Below are 18,058 nucleotides of genomic sequence, written 5' to 3' on the forward strand. Positions count from 1 at the left end.
GACACCGCACCGCTCTTCGGACCCTGCCGTCGCCGACGGCGGGGTCCGCGGTGTTTCCGGAGGCCGGGGCCGAGCCGCCGGGCGTCCGGCTACTGTGCATGCATGGCTGACGCAGAGATCGGTGTAATCGGCGGTTCCGGGTTCTACTCGTTCCTCGACGACGTGACCGAGGTCCAGGTCGACACCCCCTACGGGCCGCCCAGCGACTCCCTCTTCCTCGGCGAGGTCGCCGGCCGGCGGGTCGCGTTCCTGCCCCGGCACGGCCGCGGCCACCATCTGCCGCCGCACCGGATCAACTACCGCGCCAACCTGTGGGCGCTGCGCTCGGTCGGCGTCCGCCAGGTCCTCGGGCCGTGCGCGGTCGGCGGTCTGCGCCCCGAGTACGGGCCGGGCACGCTGCTCGTGCCGGACCAGATGGTGGACCGCACCAAGGCGCGGGTGGCCACCTACTTCGACGGGCTGCCGCTGCCCGACGGCACCGTGCCGAACGTGGTGCACGTGTCCCTGGCGGACCCCTATTGCCCCACCGGGCGGGCCGCCGCGCTGAAGGCCGCGCGGGGCCGGGACTGGGAGCCGGTGGACGGCGGGACGCTGGTGGTGGTCGAGGGGCCGCGGTTCTCCACCCGTGCCGAATCGTTGTGGCACCAGGCGCAGGGCTGGTCCGTGGTCGGCATGACCGGCCACCCGGAGGCGGCGCTCGCCCGCGAGCTGGAGCTCTGCTACACGTCGCTGACGCTGGTCACGGACCTGGACGCGGGCGCCGAGACCGGCGAGGGCGTCTCGCACGACGAGGTGCTGCGCGTGTTCGCGGCGAACGTGGACCGGCTGCGGGGCGTGCTGTTCGACGCGGTGGCCGCACTGCCGCCGACCGAGGAGCGGGACTGCCTGTGCGCCGGGGCGCTCGGGGGTATGGATCCCGGGTTCGCGCTGCCGTAGCCGGTGCCGCCAGGGGGTCGGGGCGGGGGAACGTCCGGGAACGTCCCGTTCGGGTGAGGAAGTTTTCCACAACCCGTGGATCGTCCACGGGCTCCGGCGAGCGGTCGCACGAGGCGTCATCGTGGCTTCGTCAGCCGGCCTCTCGTCACAGGTGGTGATCCACGGTGTCCTTTCCGACGCCCTCCTCCGCTCCGTCCTTTCTTCCTACGTCCGCGCAGCCCCCGGGCGCCGACGCTCCGCCCCCGTGCGAGGTGCCGCACTTCGCCCCCGTGCGGGTGCGCGGCGCGCGGGTCCGGCTGTACCGGCTGCTGCGGCACCGCCGACGTGCGGTGGCGGTCGGCCTGGCGGTCACCGCGGCGGCGCTGGTGGCGGCGGGTCCGCGGGCCGAGCCGGCCCGGGGGCATCCCGACGGGAGCCCGGCGGCGCGCGCCGCGGCGACCGGTGTGCCGCCCGGGCCTGAGCGGCGCGCCGCCGGGGAGGACGTGGCGGCGCCGGTGCGCATCGCCGATGCCGCGACGGTACGGCTGCTCAGGCCGGGCGACCGGGTGGACGTCGTCGCCGCCGGGGAGACGGCGGCCGGCGGTGGTGCCCGGGTGGTGGCACGCGGGGCGCTGGTGACGAAGCTGCCGGAGCCAGTGGACGATGTCCCCGAGGCCGGGGCGCTGGTCGTGCTCTCGGTGCCGCGGGCGACGGCGGCGCGGCTGGTCGGCGCGGGCGTGACGGCGCGGCTGGCGGTGACGCTGTGCTGAGCCGGGAGATCCGCACGACCCGCACCCTGCTGTCAAGTCCCTCGTTGGAGCTACGGAATTGGACAGGGCCGCCTCGCCGTGACGTAGGTTGCGGAGCGTTTCGTTCCACGACCCGTACATACGAAGAAAGGCCCCGAGGTGAGCGAGAAGAAGGAACCGGGCGTCTGGCAGGGCTTCAAGGCCTTCCTGATGCGCGGGAACGTCGTCGATCTGGCAGTAGCGGTGGTCATCGGCGCCGCCTTCACCAACATCGTGAACTCGGTGGTGAAGGGGATCATCAACCCGCTGGTCGGCGCGATCGGCACGAAGAACCTGGACAGTTACAGCTCCTGCCTGAAGTCCCCGTGCGTGGTCGCGAAGGACGGCACGGTGACGAGCGGCATCCCGATCATGTGGGGTTCGGTGCTCGGCGCCACGCTGAGCTTCGTCATCACCGCTGCGGTCGTGTACTTCCTGATGGTCCTGCCGATGGCGAAGTACCTGGCGCGCCAGGCCAACCGCAAGGCGGCACGCGAGGGCGCGAAGGAGATCGTGGAGGTGAGCGAGCTGGAGGTGCTCAAGGAGATCCGCGACGCCTTGGTCGCCCAGCGCGGCGCCGGCCACAACGAGTAACGGCCGCGGCTCAGAGGTGGTGGGGCGGCTTCTCGTCGAGGAAGCGCTTCAGGTCGGAGACGCTGTCGCCGCCCGACTGCTCGCCCCAGCCGCGGTCCGTGTCGTCCGATGACTGCTGGTCGAACGGATCGTCGAAGATCAGCGCGGCCTTCGGCTCGCGGGGCTCGGGGGTGGAGTCGGTGGTCATGCCTCCAGGGTACGGCGCCGCGAACGGCACCCCCGGGAAACCCATGCACAAGCACACCGGCCGGTTATCTGCTGTGCTTGGAAGCATGACCTCCGGTTCCCGTCAGTCGACAGCACCGTCCGGTCGGCCCGCACGTTCCGCCCCGCTGCGCAGACTGACGGCGCGCGGACGGGAGGAGTCGCACCGGGTCGCCTCTCCGCTGGAGCTCTTCTTCGACCTGTGCTTCGTCGTCGCGATCGCGCAGGCGGGCGTCCAGCTGGTGCACGCCCTCGCCGAGGGGCACGCCGGTCAGGGCATCCTCGACTACGCGATGGTCTTCTTCGCCATCTGGTGGGCCTGGATGAACTTCTCCTGGTTCGCCTCCGCGTACGACAACGACGACGCCCTCTACCGGGTCGTCACCCTCGTGCAGATCGCGGGCGTCCTGGTGCTGGCGGCGGGGGTCTCCCGGGCCTTCGACGACCACGACTTCCTCGTCGTCTGGCTCGGCTACCTGATCATGCGGCTGGCGATGGCCTCCCAGTGGCTGCGGGCCGCGAGATCGGCGCGGGGCTCGGAGAGAACGATGGCGCTGCGCTATGCCGGCGGTGTGCTGCTGTGCCAGGTCGGCTGGCTGGGCCTGGTGCTGCTGCCGGAGCCGGCCCGGCCGTGGGTGTTCCTGGTGATGGTGGTCGCGGAGCTGGCCGTGCCGGCGGTGGCCGAGAAGGACTACGCCACCTCCTGGCACCCGCACCACATCGCCGAGCGCTACGGCCTGTTCACGATCATCGTGCTCGGCGAGACGATCGCCGCGGCCACCGTCGCGGTGAAGTCGGCCGTGGACGAGCACAACGCGCTCGGCGAGCTGCTGCCGATCGCGGCGGGCGGCCTGCTGATCGTGTTCTCCGCCTGGTGGATCTACTTCGTGGTGCCGATCCACGGTCATCTGCGCTCCAACCGGCAGGCGTTCCTGTGGGGGTACGGCCACTACCTGGTCTTCGCCTCCGCCGCCGCGATCGGCGCGGGCCTGGAGGTCGCGGTGGAGCAGGCGGTCGGCAAGGCGCACATCTCCACGATGTCCGCCTCGGCCGCGGTGACCCTGCCGACCGCGCTCTACCTGATCAGCGTCTGGGCCCTGCACGCACGGCACTTCAAGGTGGGTATCGCCCAGCAGCTGGTCCTGCCGACGACCGCGCTGCTGGTCATCTGCTGCACCTTCCTGGGCGAGTGGGCGGTGCTCGCGGCGGGGCTGGTGTCGGCGCTCGCCGTGGTGGTCGGGGTGACGCTGACGGCACGCATGGTGGCCAGGGAGAGCGCGCCCCCGGAGACCGCCGAGGCGGCGTGACACGACCCTCGCCGCACGCCGGTGCGCTCTCCGGTGCGCAGGGCCGCGTGCGGCGGGGCGGGGCCGGCCCCGGCTGGGCACCACAGCGCGTCGCTGCGGGGACACTGTCGCGCGCGTCGCTGCGGGGACACTGCCCTCATGACAGTCGACGCTTTGACGGACGTTGCCGGGGTGCGGGTCGGGCATGCGACGCGGACCGGGGACGGCTGGCTCACCGGGACCACCGTCGTCCTCGCCCCCGAGGGCGGGGCCGTCGCCGCCGTGGATGTGCGCGGCGGCGGGCCCGGCACCAAGGAGACCGACGCGCTCGATCCCCGCAACCTGGTGCAGAAGGTGGAGGCGATCGTCCTGACGGGCGGCAGCGCCTACGGGCTCGACGCGGCCTCGGGGGTGATGGCCTGGCTGGAGGAGCAGCGGCGCGGGGTGCGCGTCGGCGCCGATCCGGCGCACGTCGTGCCGGTGGTGCCCGCCGCGTGCGTCTTCGACCTCGGGCGCGGCGGTGACTTCCGGGCCCGGCCCGACGCCGCCACCGGGCGCGCGGCCGTCGAGGCCGCCGCCGCGAGCGCGCCGGGCTCGCCGGTGCCGGAAGGGTGCGTGGGCGCCGGCACCGGTGCGGTGGTCGGCGGGATGAAGGGCGGAGTCGGCACCGCGAGCACGGTGCTCGGCTCGGGCGTCACCGTGGCGGCGCTGGTGGTGGCCAACGCGGTGGGGGACGCGGTGGATCCGGGGACGGGGGTGCTGTACGGGGAGCTGTTCCAGGGGCGTGCCGCGTATCCGGCGGCGCATGTCCACGAGGCCGCGCGGCAGCGCCTGGCGCAGGCCGCGGAGCGGAACGCGCCCCCGCCGCTCAACACCACGCTGGCCGTGGTCGCGACCGACGCGGAGCTGACGAAGGCGCAGGCGCAGAAGCTGGCCGGCACGGCACACGACGGGATCGCCCGCGCCGTACGGCCGGTGCACCTGCTGCACGACGGCGACACGGTGTTCGCGCTGGCGACGGGGACACACACCCTCGACGCCGGGGACCCGCTCGCGCTGAACGAGATCCTCGCGGCGGGCGCGGACATGGTGACGCGCGCGATCGTCCGCGCCGTACGCGCCGCGGAGCCGGTGGACGGACCGGGCGGGACGTGGCCGTCGTACGGAGCGCTGTACGGCGGCTAGGCCACGTCCGTCGCGGGCGGGCGGCCGGTGATTGTCCCGGTTCTGTCACGTGATGGCGTGCGCGGCGGTCGGCTGGAACCCCGTCGGCCGCCGTTCCCCTCTTTCCCCACGCACCGGAGCGGACCACGCACATCACACCAACGGGGAGCAGTCTGTGACAACGCCGGACAGAGCAACGCGGCGCGCACTGGGAACCTGTGCCGCCCTCATGGTCGGCGCGCTGGCCCTGACGGCCTGCAGCGGCAGCGCCACCGCCGAGGACGGCGGCGGCAAGGGCGGCGGGGGCGGCCAGGGCTCCGCCAGGACCTCGACGGCGAAGATCGTCATCTCGGCCCGGGACGGCTCGACCGGCGCGTCGATCAACTCCACCGGCGTGCGGGTCAGCGACGGCACGCTCACCGAGGTGAAGATGACGGTGGCGGACACCGGGCAGGCGGTGGCCGGCTCGCTGTCCGCGGACCGCCGCAGCTGGAAGCCGAAGGAGCAGCTGGATCGGGGCACCAAGTACCGCATCGCGGCGACGGCGAAGGACGCCGGGGGGCGCACCTCGGCGGCGAACTCGGTCTTCACCACGGTCACCCCGGCGAACAGCTTCATCGGGACGTACACGCCGGACGGTGGCACGACGGTCGGCGTCGGCATGCCGGTGTCGTTCACCTTCGACAAGGCCATCGGCGACAAGAAGGCCGTCCAGTCGCACATCACCGTCACCTCCAGCAGCGGGCAGAAGGTGGCCGGGCACTGGTTCGGCGCGCAGCGGCTCGACTTCCGGCCCGACGCGTACTGGAAGGCCGGCTCCAAGGTCACGATGAAGATCGACCTGGACGGCGTGGAGGGCGCGAACGGGGTCTTTGGCGTGCAGAAGAAGACCGTCACCTTCACCGTCGGCCGCTCGCAGGTCTCCACCGTGGACGCGAAGACGCAGACCATGACGGTGGTGCGGGACGGCCGGACCGTCCAGACGATCCCGGTCTCGACGGGCAGCCCGGAGTTCACCACGTACAACGGCAAGATGGTGATCTCCGAGAAGTTCACGCAGACGCGGATGAACAGCCGGACGGTCGGGCTCGGCGGCGAGTACGACATCGACGACGTGCCGCACGCGATGCGCCTGACGACCTCGGGCACCTTCATCCACGGCAACTACTGGTACAAGCCGGGCAACCCGCCCTTCGGCCGCTTCAGCAGCAGCCACGGCTGCGTCGGCCTGCGGGACGTGCGCGGGGCACAGGGGGACACGCCCGCCAAGTGGTTCTACGACAACTCGCTCGTCGGCGACGTGGTGATCGTCGAGAACTCCGCGGACAAGACCGTGGCGCCCGACAACGGCCTCAACGGCTGGAACATGCCGTGGAACGAGTGGGTCGCCGGCAGTGCCGCGTGATACCCCACGGGCGGTCAACTCGCCGCTGAGCAGGGCTTTTTGACGTGACGTCGGGCCGTCCGGGAACTTCCCGGGCGGCCCCCGCGTTTTCCCGGCGTACGTTTTCTCGGTTCCCGGACACGATGCCCTGCCGAGGGGCTACGGTATGCACCCACAAGGTGACATGCAGCAACGCCGGGAGATGCCTTGAGCGTTCCGTACGAGACCGCAGCGTACGAACCAGCCGAGTCGCCCGAGTCTCCGGAGGAGCACCTCGCGCGGCTGCTGGGCCGCGCCCTGAACTCGTTCGAGCTGCCCGACGAGACGATCAGGCGCCTGGACTGCGCGCTGGCGCACGACAGCTCGCTGCACTCCGCCCACCACAGCGCGGGCCTGCACCGGGAGACCTACCGGCACACATGGCTCCTCCCGGACGGCGCGGCGCTCACCCTGTGGGAGCTGGTCCACAACACCGGGCGCAGCGGCGAGCCGCAGCACGAGGTGTACGTGGACGAGGAGGAGCTGCGCGCGGCGACGGCACGGCTGCCGCTGCCGCCGGACGACTCGGAGTTCGAACTGCCGGCGCTGGTGCAGCTGTCGCCGGTGCCCCCGCCGCGGCATGTGTACGTCCCCGACGACTCGGCGGACCACGCGCGCCGGCTGCTGCGCCGGGCGGAGAACCCGGACCGGCCCGGGGCGGAGACGGCGGCGCTGCTGGCCACGGCGTCCGCGCACCAGATCACGCAGGCCTTCGGGCGCCCCTGCCGGGCCGGCCGCGCCGGGCTGGGCTTCTCCCTCTACGAGCACGCCTTCCTGCTGCGCGACGGCCGCGAGGTCGCCCTGTGGGAGGTCGAGCACACGGCGACGCCCGACGGGCGGCACATGTGCGAGGTGTACACGAGCGAGGAAGCGGCGCGGGAGGCGATGGAACGGCGGGCCGCACAGCTCTCCTGACAGCGATGCCGGGGGCACCCGGGGGCGTGCGTCTGCCGGGACGTAATCCCTCAGCGGCCGTCGTCGCTAAGCTGTCGTACCAGGCCCGCGAAGGCGGCCTGCTCGGCCGGGGTCAGTTCGACGGTCTCGCGGCGCGGCCCGGTCTCGCGCGGTCCGGGCAGAGCCGACAGCGGGGTGACGACGGCCGAACGCCCGGTCGCGGCCTCGAGGCGGGCGCTGCGCAGCATGCGGGTCATACCGATCAGCCAGGCGACGCCGGCCAGGGTGAGGACGGCCGCCCCCACCAGCTGAAGGGTCGAGAGATGCTCGGGCATGACTCCAGTAGACACCACGGTCCGGGACTTCGGCCCCGGACCGTGACGAATCTCGCAGGGTGCGCGGTGCCCCTCAATCCCGCACAGAGCGCGTGAACAACTCACCTTCCCGCAAAGGGTGCAGAGGCGATCACGCCGCCACCGGCTGCTTCGGCTCCGCCGCGGCGGCGGACCCGCCCTCCGGCGAACCGGCGGCCGCACCGGCCGTGGCCGGCTTGCGCAGCCCCTTCAGGACGACGACCAGCCCCGCGGTGACGCACACGCCGACGGCGATGGCGAGCAGGTACAGCAGCGGGTTGCCGATCAGCGGGACCACGAAGATGCCGCCGTGCGGGGCGCGCAGCGTGGCGCCGAAGGCCATCGACAACGCGCCGGTGATCGCGCCGCCCACCATGGACGCGGGGATGACCCGCAGCGGGTCGGCCGCGGCGAACGGGATGGCGCCCTCGGAGATGAAGGAGGCACCCAGCACCCAGGCGGCCTTGCCGTTCTCCCGCTCGGCCCGGGTGAACAGCCTGCCGCGGACGGTCGTGGCCAGGGCCATCGCCAGCGGCGGGACCATGCCGGCGGCCATGACCGCGGCCATGATCTTCATCGCGGAGTCGCTGGGGCTGGCGACGGCGATGCCCGCGGTGGCGAAGGTGTACGCGACCTTGTTGACGGGGCCGCCGAGGTCGAAGCACATCATCAGGCCGAGGAGGGCGCCGAGGAGGACGGCGTTGGTGCCGGTGAGGCTGTTGAGCCAGTCGGTCAGGCCCTTCTGCGCCTCGGCGATGGGCTTGCCGATGACCACGAACATCAGGAACCCGACGATCGCCGAGGAGATCAGCGGGATCACCACCACCGGCATGATGCCGCGCAACGACGCCGGGATGTTCACCTTCTGGATCGCCATCACCACGCCGCCGGCGATCAGACCCGCCGCGAGGCCGCCGAGGAACCCGGCGTTGATGGTCACCGAGATCGCGCCGCCCACGAAGCCGGGGACGAGACCGGGCCGGTCGGCCATGCCGTACGCGATGTAGCCGGCGAGGACGGGGACCAGGAACCCGAAGGACACCACGCCGATCTGGAACAGCAGGGCTCCCCAGCTGTCGGCCTGGCTCCACACGAAGTGGTCCATCACCGACGGCGCCTTGTTGATCTTGTAGCCGCCGATCGCGAACCCGAGCGCGATCAGCAGACCGCCCGCGGCGACGAACGGGACCATGTAGCTGACGCCGGACATGAGCCACTTGCGGAGCTTGGTGCCGTAGCCCTCGCCGGAGTCCCCGGCGCGCTCCACCGGCGTGCCCGAGCCGGCCGCCGTCCCGGTCACCTCGCCGCGCGCGGCCTTCTCGCGGGCCTCGGCGATGAGTTCGGCGGGCCGGTTGATGCCCGCCTTCACCCCGACGTCGACGGTCGGCTTGCCCGCGAAGCGGTCCTTGTCGCGGACGGGCACGTCGTGCGCGAAGATCACCGCGTCCGCCGCCGCGACGACCGCGGGGTCGAGCCGAGTGAACCCGGCCGAGCCCTGCGTCTCGACGACGACCTCGACACCCGCGTCACGGCCCGCGTTCTCCAGGGACTCGGCGGCCATGTACGTGTGGGCGATGCCGGTCGGGCAGGAGGTGACGGCGACGATACGGAACGGACGCCCGCCCGCGCCGCCGTCGGCCCCCGGCACCGGGGCGGTCGTGCCCGCTGCGGCGCCGGCGGAGGCCGCCACCGACGCCGCAGCGGAGTCCTGGGGGGTGGACGCGGCGGCACCTGACCCCGCGTCACGGTCCGCGCCCCGGGCGGATGCGCTGCCGTCCGCGCCCCGGGCGGCGGCGCCGGCGTCCTCGCCCCGGATCAGCGCCGCCGTGGCCTCCGCGTCGTCCGCGGCGCGCAGAGCGGCGGTGAAGTCGGCGTCCATCAGCTGGCGGGCGAGGGAGGACAGGATCGTCAGGTGGGCGTCGTCGGCGCCGGCCGGGGCGGCGATCAGGAAGATCAGGTCGGCGGGGCCGTCCGCGGCACCGAAGTCGATCCCGGCGGCGCTGCGCCCGAAGGCGAGCGTCGGCTCGGTGACATGGGCGCTGCGGCAGTGCGGGATGCCGATGCCGCCGTCGAGGCCGGTGGGCATCTGCGCCTCACGGGCCGCCACGTCGGCGAGGAAGCCGTCGAGGTCGGTCACCCGGCCGAGGGCGACCATGCGCTCGGCGAGGGCGCGGGCCGCGGCTTCCTTGGTGTCGGCGGACAGGTCGAGGTCGACCAGTTCCGCGGTGATCATGTCGCTCATCGCGGGCTCCTTAGCTCGCGTATCGCCCGGGAGGAGGGGTGGGCGCAGTGGGGACGGGGGTGCGGTGGGGGGCTGCGGGGGTGCGGGCGGGGGAGACGGGCACGGGGCCGGGGAAGCCCCGCCTCCCCCGGGCGGCGGACGGGTCGGGATGGGTCCGCCACCGCTCACGGGCGGCGAGTAACGGGGAGAAGCGTCGCCGCGCCGGGGACATCCGGTGCGCGGGGACCAGGGACCACCGGTGGGTCAAGGACACCCAGGGACTCGGGGCCGACCGTTCGACCGGCAACGACGGGGCCTCCGCCACGCGGGGAGTCATGACACCGGCTCCGTCAGAAGCACCGGCTCGGTCAGGAGGCGGTCGACCGGTACGTCGGCCGTGACGCTCACCGCCGAGGGGTCCAGGTCGGCCGGGGTCGGCATGACGCTGCCGGGCAGCTGGACGGCCGCGGCGCCGTGGGCGACGGCGGAGGCCAGGGCCTCGGGGCCGCTGCCGCCGGCGATGAGGAAGCCGGCGAGGGAGGAGTCACCGGCGCCGACGTTGCTGCGGACGGCGTCGACGTGCGCGCTGCCGAACCAGGCGCCCGCGTCGTCGACGAGCAGCTGCCCGTCGGCGCCCAGGCTGGCGAGCACGGCGCCCGCACCCATCCCGCGCAGTTCCTCGGCCGCCTTCAGTGCGTCGCCCACGGTGACCAGGGGCCGCGCGACGGCCTCCGCGAGTTCCTCGGCGTTCGGCTTCACCACGTCGGGCCGGGCGCGCAGCGCCTCCAGCAGCGCACGCCCCGAGGCGTCCAGGGCGATCTGCGCGCCGCCGGCGTGCGCCCGGGTGACGACATCGGCGTACCAGGAGGGCGCGAGCCCCCGGGGCAGGCTTCCGCAGCAGGCGATCCAGTCGGCGTCGCGCGACTGCTCCCGTACGGTCTCCAGGAGCAGCTCCTGCTCCGCGGCCGACAGCTGCGGCCCCGGCGCGTTGATCTTCGTGAGGACCCCGTCCGCCTCGGCGAGCGCGATGTTGGAGCGGGTGGCGCCGTAGACGGGGACCGGGGCGACCTCGATGCCCTGCGCGTCGAGCAGATCGGCGAGGAGCGCGCCCGGCGCACCACCCAGGGGCAGGACGGCGACCGTGCGCCGTCCGGCGGCGGCCACCGCGCGCGAGACGTTGACACCCTTGCCGCCCGGGTCCATGCGCTCCGTCTCGGCGCGGATGACCTCGCCGCGCTTGAGCGCCTGGACCTCGTAGGTGCGGTCCAGGGACGGGTTGGGGGTGACGGTGAGGATCATGCGCGCACTACTTCCGTGCCGACGCGCTCGATGGCGGCGGCGTCTTCGTTGCTCAGCCCGCTGTCGGTGATCAGCAGGTCCACGTCGCCGAGGTCGCCGAAGCGGGCGAAGTGCTCCTGGCCGTGCTTGGAGGAGTCGGCGAGCAGCACCACACGCCGCGCGGCGGCCACGGCCGCCCGCTTGACGGCGGCCTCGGCGAGGTCGGGGGTGGTCAGACCGTGCTCGGCGGAGAACCCGTTGGCGGCCACGAACAGCACGTCGGCGCGGATCTCGCCGTACGCCCGCAGCGCCCAGGCGTCCACGGCGGCGCGCGTACGGTGCCGTACGCGCCCCCCGACGAGGTGGAGCTGGATGCCGGGGTGGTCCGCGAGGCGGGCGGCGATCGGCAGGCTGTGGGTGACGACGGTGAGGGAGGCCTCCAGCGGTATGGCGGCGGCCAGCCGGGCGACCGTCGTACCGGCGTCGAGGACGAGGGTGCCCTCGACCGGCAGTTCCGCGACGGCGGCCTTGGCGATGCGGTCCTTCTCGTCGGCGGCGGTGCCCTCGCGTTCGGCGAGGTCCGGCTCGAAGTCGAGGCGCCCGACGGGGATGGCGCCGCCGTGCACGCGACGCACCAGGCCGGCCCGGTCGAGGGCCTTCAGATCGCGGCGGATGGTCTCCGCCGTCACCTGGAACTCCTCGGCCAGCGACACGACGTCCACCCGGCCGCCGTCACGGGCGAGCCGGAGGATCTCCTGCTGCCGCTCCGGTGCGTACATGTCCGTTCGCCTCCACCTTGATGTCCGACCACATCCGGATCATGCCCGAACTTGTGGTTTCGCTCGTGAGGCTACGCCCGGTTTTCGGGAAAGTAAACAGGTTCGGGCGCAATCCGGGCATGATCGGACCCAGAAACAGACAGGAAAGACAGGTGAGACAGGTGAGGCGGACAAACAGAGAGGCCCCGCGCCCCAGGGACGCAGGACCTCTCTCACCTCAGCGCGGAAGACCTCGCCGCCGCGCGGGCGGCCTCAGGGCACCAGCTCCGGCTCCTTGGCCTGGGCCACCGGGGCCTCCGCCCCACCCTCCACGTGCTGCGCCGGGCGACGCGGCAGGGCGAACATCAGCAGGAAGATGCCGGCCATGAGGGCGGCGACCCAGCCGAGCGCGTGCTGGAAGGCGTTGACGAAGGCGGGCCCGACCTGCTGCGCGGTCAGCCGGTCACCGATCTCGCCGAAGAACACCACGGACACCAGACCCAGGCCGAGCGCGTTGCCCATCTGCTGCACGGTGTTGATGAGCCCGGACGCCGAGCCGGAGTGCTCACGCGGCACCTCCGAGAGCACCGCGTCCGTCAGCGGGGCGACGATCAGGCCCATGCCCACGCCCATCACGACCAGCGGCAGCGCCATCTGCCAGGAGGCGATGGACAGGCCGTAGCGGTGGGCCTCCCAGATGTAGATCAGCACGCCCGCGGCCATGACCAGCGCGCCGGCCTGGAGCACCCCGCGGCCGAAACGCGGGACCAGCTTCTGCACGGACAGCCCGGCCGCCGTCGAGACGGCGATCGAGAACGGCACCCCGGTCAGCCCGGCGCGCAGCGGCGTCCAGCCGAGCCCGACCTGCATGTACAGCGTCCACACCAGGAAGAACACGCCGAGGGCGACACCGAAGACGGTCTGTACGGCGATACCGGCGGCGAAGCTCTTCACGCGGAACAGCGACAGCTCGACGAGCGGGGAGCCGTCCCGCGCGCCCTTGCGCCGCTCGTACACCACCAGCGCCCCGAACACCACGAGCGCACCGGCCATCGAGAGGTACCCCCACAGCGGCCAGCCCAGCTCGCGGCCGCGGGTCAGCGGGTACAGCAGCATGAGCAGACCGAGCGTCACCAGGGCGACGCCGACGAGGTCCAGCTTCAGCGCGCGCGGCGCCTTGGACTCGGTGATGAAGCGGCTGCCGAGGATCAGACCGGCGATGCCCACGGGCAGGTTGATCAGGAAGATCGGCCGCCAGGCCAGCCCGAACAGGTCCCACTCCGTCAGCAGGGCGCCCAGCAGCGGCCCGGACACCGCGCCCAGCCCGACGATGGCGCCGAAGAGCCCGAAGACCTTGCCGCGCTCGTGCGCCGGGAAGGTGGCGTGCACGATCGACAGCACCTGCGGCACCATCATCGCCGCCATGGCGCCCTGGAGGATGCGGGCGGCGACCAGCATCTCGGGGTTGGCGGCGAAGCCGCACAGCGCCGAGGCCAGCGTGAAACCGCCGATACCCACGAGGAAGAGCCGCTTGCGCCCGTGGATGTCACCCAGCCGCCCACCGGTGATGAGACCGGCGGCGAAGGCGAGGGCATAGCCGGCGGTGATCCACTGGATCTGACTGAAGGTCGCGCCGGCCTCCTCCTGTATGGAGGGGATGGCGATATTGACGATGGTCACGTCGACGAGGTCCATGAAGGCCGCGGTCATCACGATCGCCAGAGCGAACCAGCGGCGCCGGTCGGCCTGTACGGCGGCTGAGGTCTCGGTTGAGGTCATGCCATGAACCTAGACCCCAAGTAGGTCAGAACAGGTCCTACTTCTGCGGCATCCTGACCTCCATGACAACCGACACCCCGGCACGTCTCCTCCAGTTGCTCTCCCTCCTCCAGACGCCCCGCGAGTGGCCCGGCGGCGAACTGGCCGAGCGGCTGGGGGTGTCCCGGCGCACGGTACGGCGGGACATCGACCGCCTGCGCGACCTCGGCTATCCCGTGCAGGCCACGATGGGCGCCGACGGCGGCTACCGGCTCGTCGCCGGCAAGGCGATGCCGCCGCTCGTCCTCGACGACGAGGAGGCGGTCGCCATCGCGGTGGGGCTGCGGGCCGGTGCGGGGCACGCGGTGGAGGGCGTCGACGAGGCGTCCGTCCGCGCGCTGGCCAAACTCGAACAGGTCCTGCCGTCTCGCCTACGCCACCGGGTGAGCACCCTCCAGGCCGCCACGACCCCCCTGACCAGCGGGGACGGCCCCAGCATCGCACCCGAGACACTCACCGTGATCGCCTCGGCGGTGGCCGGGCACGAGCGGCTGCGGTTCGCCTACCGGGCGGCGGACGGGGCCGAGTCGCGGCGCGTGTGCGAGCCGTACCGGCTGGTGTCGACGGGGCGCCGCTGGTACCTCGTCGCCTACGACCTCGACCGGGCCGACTGGCGGACGTTCCGCGTGGACCGGGTCAGCGAGCCGTTCGCCACGGGTCTGCGGTTCGCTCCGCGGGAGCTGCCGACGGGGAGCGCGGCGGAGTTCCTGCGGCGCTCGATGCACCGACAGCAGTCGTCATACACCTTCGAGGTGGACTTCACCGCCCCGACGGAGACGGTCGCGGGCCGGCTCCCCCACTGGCTGGGCACCCCCGAGCCCCTGCCCGACGGCGGCTGCCGGCTGCGCGCCGAGGTGTCCGACCCGGTGGAATGGCTCGCGGTCCGCCTGGCGATGCTGGGCATCGACTTCCAGGTACGCGAGCCGACCGAGCTGACGAACTGCGTCCGCCAACTGGGGATGCGCCTTACGCGGGCCGCGGCGACCTGACCCTACGACCGGCCCGCTGAACTTCACCCTCTTAGGCACCCGGCGCTGCAGCCGGGCGGGGGCGGGCCGCGCGACCCGGCGCTACGGGGTGCCGCTGCGCCCACCCGTGCCGCCCCAGCGGCACGACTGCCCGCAGCTAGGCCAGAGGGGCGCTTCGGGGGTGCGGCTGCCCGCAGCTAAGCGGACTGGCGGCCGCTGCCGGGTGGGCGCCGGCTCAGCGGCGCGGCTGCCCGCTACCCCAGCGGGGCGGCCCTGCCGCGGTCACGGCGGCCGGTAGACGCGTACGGCGAGCAGGGGACGTGTCGGGGGGTGTCCGCCCGCAGCGGGCGCCGCAAAGAAGCGGCACGAATTTGACCGTACCCAGCGGCGCACCGAGGACGGATACCCCCCGGCGCGGCCCCGACCCACCCACCAGCACAACGCGCTACACCAGCCACCCACCCACAGAAACGGGCCGCCGCAGGCATATAGGGGCGCGGGGAACTGCGCGAGCAACCACCCACCCACCCGCACACGGCCTACTCCAGACCCCCCGACAAGAACCCCCGCACCGCCTCAAGGTTCCGCACCGCCGCCTCCACCGGCCCGTCACCCACCCCCTCCCCCACCGCCCACTCCTCCACAGCAACCCGCACCGCCGCCCCCACCACAGCCGCCGCAAACCGAACCCCGGGCCCGGGGGCAACGTTGTCGAGCCGCTCCGCCAACACCTCCGCCAGCTCCCCCTCCGCCACAAGGCACGTCTCGGCCCACACCCGATGCAACGCAGGACTCGCCTCCGCCAGCCGCACCAGCGTCCGCACCCACTCCCACGACGCCGCCGACACCCCACCCCCCGGCGTGAGTGTGTGCCGCACCGCATGCTCCAGCGCCTCCGGCAGCCCCAGCTCCTCCGGCGCCGACCGCACCGCCTCCGTCCAGCGTCGCGCCCCCACGGCGTAGAGGGGCGCGACAGCCTCCTCCTTCGCGGCGAAGTAGCGGTAGAACGTCCGCGGCGCGACCCCCGCCGCCTGGGCGATGTCCTCGGCCCGCGTACCCCGCAGGCCGTGCGTGACGAACAGCCGCGCCGCGGCGCGGGCGATCTCCATCCGGGTCGCCTCCTTGCGCCGCTCGGTCAGCGAACCGGGGGACGGAGACGTACTGCGCGCTGGGGTGGTGCTCACGTCCGGCAGGTTATGCCGGTGTGGCACAATCTGCCATTCGTGGGCCACCCCGTGGTTCAGGTACGGGGTGGCCCACGGCAGACAGCAACCGGCAACCGGCAACCGGCAACCGGCAGAGAACAACCGGATCCACGCACCCGGCACCCCGGCACCCGGCACCCGGCACCCGCAACCCGCCAAAAGAAGGAGCCGGGCCCCGGCACCGGGGGGAGGTGCCGAAGCCCGGCTCGGGGAAAGTCCCGGCACCGGGGGGAGTGCGTCGGGACTTGGCTGTGGTCCGGGCGGGAAAGGGCGCCCGGTCGATCAGACTCTACGACCGAACTCCCGTTCCCAGAAGTCTTGTTCCCCCGGCGTGCCCCATCAAAGCGACGCGACGACGCCACGTTTCGGACTACGCGGCCGCGTCGAACCCGGTGTCCCGCGCCAGCTTCTTCAGTTCGAGCAGCGCATGCTTCTCGATCTGCCGGATCCGCTCACGCGTGAGCCCGTGCTCCTTGCCGACCTCGGTCAGCGTCCGCTCGCGCCCGTCGTCGATGCCGTACCGCATCTTGATGATGGACGCCGTGCGCTGGTCGAGACGGCCGATGAGGTCGTCCAGCTCCTCGCTGCGCAGCAGGGTCAGGACCGACTGCTCGGGGGAGACCGCGGACGTGTCCTCCAGCAGGTCGCCGAACTGCGTCTCGCCCTCGTCGTCGACCGACATGTTCAGCGAGACCGGGTCGCGCGCCCAGTCGAGCACGTCGGTGACGCGCTCCGGCGTGGAGCCCAGCTCCGCGGCGATCTCGGCCGGCTCCGGGTCGCGGCCGTTCTCCCGGTTGAACTCGCGCTGGACGCGGCGGATGCGGCCCAGCTCCTCCACCAGGTGGACGGGCAGCCGGATGGTGCGGGACTGATCGGCGATCGAGCGGGTGATGGCCTGCCGGATCCACCACGTGGCGTACGTGGAGAACTTGAAGCCCTTGCGGTAGTCGAACTTCTCGACCGCGCGGACCAGGCCGGCGTTGCCCTCCTGGATCAGGTCCAGCAGCGGCAGGCCGCTGCGGGGGTAGCGGCGGGCGACCGCGACGACCAGGCGCAGGTTGGAGCGGATGAAGACGTCCTTGGCCCGCTCGCCCTCGGCGACCAGGGCCTCCAGCTCCTCACGGGTGGCGTCCGCCTTCGACTCCTCGTACCCGTCGAGGACCTGCCGCGCGAACACACCCGCCTCGATCATCTGGGACAGCTCGACCTCCTTGGCGGCGTCGAGCAGCGGTGTCCGCGCGATCTCGTCGAGGTACATGCCGACCAGATCGCGGTCGGCGATGTCGCCGCCGTGGGCGCGAACACTGCTTGCCGCGTCGGCCGTCTCGCCGGTGGCGGACTGACGACGGGCGACGGCACGGGTGGCCATGCGTGCTCCTTTGCGATGGTGGCTCAGCGGGTGGTCCAACGGACGCCGCGCACTTTCCCGAGCTCCCCCTTGAGCTCGGCCTCAAGCCCTGTCAGGACTCTCCTCGGGTGCCCTGCATCCGATGGAAACAACGACTGGAATCCGGACAGAATTCCCAACCCGCCCCCCGATTTTTCTGATCATGCAGTACCCTGTCCGGCCACACGAGGAGGCGTGATGCCCAGGGATTCCGCAGAGGTGCAGGTCAGGCCGGGGGTCGAGAGTGACCTGGAGGCCCTCACGGACATCTACAACCACTACGTACGTGAGACGGCCATCACATTCGACACCGCCGCCTTCTCCCCGGAAGAGCGCCGCCCTTGGCTGCTCTCCCACCCGGAAGACGGCCCGTACCGCCTGATGGTTGCCACGCAGGCGGCTCCCACAGGGAACTCACAGGAGTCACAGGAGATCCTCGGGTACGCCACGTCCAGCCCGTTCCGCGCCAAGCCCGCGTACGCGACCTCGGTGGAGGTCTCCGTCTACCTCCGCCCGGACGCCGGCCGCCGCGGCATCGGCACGCTGCTGTACAAGGCCCTCTTCGAGGCCCTGGCCGGGGAGGACGTGCACCGCGCCTACGCGGGCATCGCCCAGCCGAACGAGGCCAGCGCCCGCCTGCACGAGCGCTTCGGCTTCCGCTACGTAGGCACGTACCGCGAGGTGGGCCGCAAGTTCGACCGGTACTGGGACGTGTCCTGGTACGAGAAGGACCTCTAGGCGCTCAACCGCACCCTGACACCGCACCCGGCACCGCACCCGACACCGAACTCGGCACCCGCCC

17 protein-coding genes are annotated in these 18,058 nt (G+C 72.6%); 9 read left to right on the forward strand and 8 right to left on the reverse strand.

The window, feature by feature from the left end:
- Positions 1 to 102: 102 nt before the first annotated feature.
- The 3 genes from IE308_RS27645 to mscL all read left to right on the forward strand — a co-directional run bounded on the left by IE308_RS27645 (position 103) and on the right by mscL (position 2,297).
- Complete coding sequence (locus IE308_RS27645) at positions 103 to 936, forward strand: S-methyl-5'-thioadenosine phosphorylase (RefSeq protein WP_110628736.1); 834 nt, start codon at positions 103 to 105, stop codon at positions 934 to 936.
- A 164-nt stretch (positions 937 to 1,100) separates the two neighbouring features.
- Positions 1,101 to 1,685 carry a hypothetical protein gene (locus IE308_RS27650; RefSeq protein WP_190220003.1) on the forward strand — a complete coding sequence of 195 codons (585 nt, stop codon included), beginning with the start codon at positions 1,101 to 1,103 and terminating at the stop codon, positions 1,683 to 1,685.
- 138 nt (positions 1,686 to 1,823) lie between these two features.
- Entirely contained in the window at positions 1,824 to 2,297 is a 474-nt protein-coding gene (gene mscL / locus IE308_RS27655) for a large conductance mechanosensitive channel protein MscL (protein ID WP_110628738.1), read from the forward strand.
- A 10-nt stretch (positions 2,298 to 2,307) separates the two neighbouring features.
- On the opposite strand, the gene IE308_RS27660 is transcribed toward mscL, so the two are convergent.
- Positions 2,308 to 2,484, reverse strand: a complete 177-nt coding sequence (locus IE308_RS27660) for a hypothetical protein (RefSeq protein ID WP_190220004.1) — start codon at positions 2,482 to 2,484, stop codon at positions 2,308 to 2,310.
- An 85-nt stretch (positions 2,485 to 2,569) separates the two neighbouring features.
- Between IE308_RS27660 and IE308_RS27665 the strand changes: the two genes are divergently transcribed.
- The 4 genes from IE308_RS27665 (at position 2,570) to IE308_RS27680 (ending at position 7,289) form a co-directional block, all read left to right on the forward strand.
- Positions 2,570 to 3,808, forward strand: a complete 1,239-nt coding sequence (locus IE308_RS27665; RefSeq protein WP_110628739.1) for a low temperature requirement protein A — start codon at positions 2,570 to 2,572, stop codon at positions 3,806 to 3,808.
- A 138-nt stretch (positions 3,809 to 3,946) separates the two neighbouring features.
- Positions 3,947 to 4,972: a P1 family peptidase gene (locus tag IE308_RS27670; RefSeq protein WP_190220005.1), complete on the forward strand. Its 1,026-nt coding sequence runs from the start codon at positions 3,947 to 3,949 to the stop codon at positions 4,970 to 4,972.
- A gap of 154 nt (positions 4,973 to 5,126) precedes the next feature.
- A complete protein-coding gene (locus IE308_RS27675; protein ID WP_190220006.1) occupies positions 5,127 to 6,356 on the forward strand; it encodes a L,D-transpeptidase in 1,230 nt (409 codons plus the stop codon).
- A 186-nt stretch (positions 6,357 to 6,542) separates the two neighbouring features.
- The gene (locus IE308_RS27680) at positions 6,543 to 7,289 is read left to right on the forward strand and encodes a DUF6227 family protein (RefSeq protein WP_190220007.1); all 747 of its coding nucleotides are present in this window, start codon (positions 6,543 to 6,545) and stop codon (positions 7,287 to 7,289) included.
- Positions 7,290 to 7,339: 50 nt separating this feature from the next.
- Here IE308_RS27680 and IE308_RS27685 read toward each other — a convergent pair whose 3' ends face one another.
- The 5 genes from IE308_RS27685 to IE308_RS27705 form a co-directional block, all read right to left on the reverse strand.
- Positions 7,340 to 7,603: a hypothetical protein gene (locus tag IE308_RS27685; protein ID WP_190220008.1), complete on the reverse strand. Its 264-nt coding sequence runs from the start codon at positions 7,601 to 7,603 to the stop codon at positions 7,340 to 7,342.
- 130 nt (positions 7,604 to 7,733) lie between these two features.
- The gene (locus IE308_RS27690) at positions 7,734 to 9,863 is read right to left on the reverse strand and encodes a PTS fructose transporter subunit IIABC (RefSeq protein WP_190220009.1); all 2,130 of its coding nucleotides are present in this window, start codon (positions 9,861 to 9,863) and stop codon (positions 7,734 to 7,736) included.
- A 312-nt stretch (positions 9,864 to 10,175) separates the two neighbouring features.
- Positions 10,176 to 11,141, reverse strand: a complete 966-nt coding sequence (gene pfkB, locus IE308_RS27695; RefSeq protein ID WP_190220010.1) for a 1-phosphofructokinase — start codon at positions 11,139 to 11,141, stop codon at positions 10,176 to 10,178.
- The gene (locus tag IE308_RS27700) at positions 11,138 to 11,899 is read right to left on the reverse strand and encodes a DeoR/GlpR family DNA-binding transcription regulator (protein ID WP_110628746.1); all 762 of its coding nucleotides are present in this window, start codon (positions 11,897 to 11,899) and stop codon (positions 11,138 to 11,140) included. Before IE308_RS27700 ends, pfkB begins: the two co-directional genes overlap by 4 nt.
- Before the next feature lie 252 nt (positions 11,900 to 12,151).
- On the reverse strand, positions 12,152 to 13,657 hold the full coding sequence (locus tag IE308_RS27705; protein WP_190220011.1) for an MFS transporter: 1,506 nt from the start codon (positions 13,655 to 13,657) through the stop codon (positions 12,152 to 12,154).
- A 62-nt stretch (positions 13,658 to 13,719) separates the two neighbouring features.
- On the opposite strand from IE308_RS27705, the gene IE308_RS27710 reads away from it, so the two are divergent.
- Positions 13,720 to 14,685: a helix-turn-helix transcriptional regulator gene (locus IE308_RS27710; RefSeq protein ID WP_190220012.1), complete on the forward strand. Its 966-nt coding sequence runs from the start codon at positions 13,720 to 13,722 to the stop codon at positions 14,683 to 14,685.
- Positions 14,686 to 15,203: 518 nt separating this feature from the next.
- Here IE308_RS27710 and IE308_RS27715 read toward each other — a convergent pair.
- Both IE308_RS27715 and IE308_RS27720 read right to left on the reverse strand, forming a co-directional pair.
- Positions 15,204 to 15,773, reverse strand: coding sequence for a TetR/AcrR family transcriptional regulator (locus tag IE308_RS27715; protein WP_190220209.1), 570 nt, complete (start codon positions 15,771 to 15,773; stop codon positions 15,204 to 15,206).
- A 466-nt stretch (positions 15,774 to 16,239) separates the two neighbouring features.
- Positions 16,240 to 17,238: a sigma-70 family RNA polymerase sigma factor gene (locus tag IE308_RS27720; protein ID WP_190220013.1), complete on the reverse strand. Its 999-nt coding sequence runs from the start codon at positions 17,236 to 17,238 to the stop codon at positions 16,240 to 16,242.
- A gap of 216 nt (positions 17,239 to 17,454) precedes the next feature.
- Between IE308_RS27720 and IE308_RS27725 the strand changes: the two genes are divergently transcribed.
- On the forward strand, positions 17,455 to 17,994 hold the full coding sequence (locus tag IE308_RS27725; RefSeq protein ID WP_190220014.1) for a GNAT family N-acetyltransferase: 540 nt from the start codon (positions 17,455 to 17,457) through the stop codon (positions 17,992 to 17,994).
- Positions 17,995 to 18,058: the final 64 nt, after the last annotated feature.

Source organism: Streptomyces griseosporeus, assembly GCF_014656055.1.
GTDB classification, from domain to species: domain Bacteria; phylum Actinomycetota; class Actinomycetes; order Streptomycetales; family Streptomycetaceae; genus Streptomyces; species Streptomyces griseosporeus.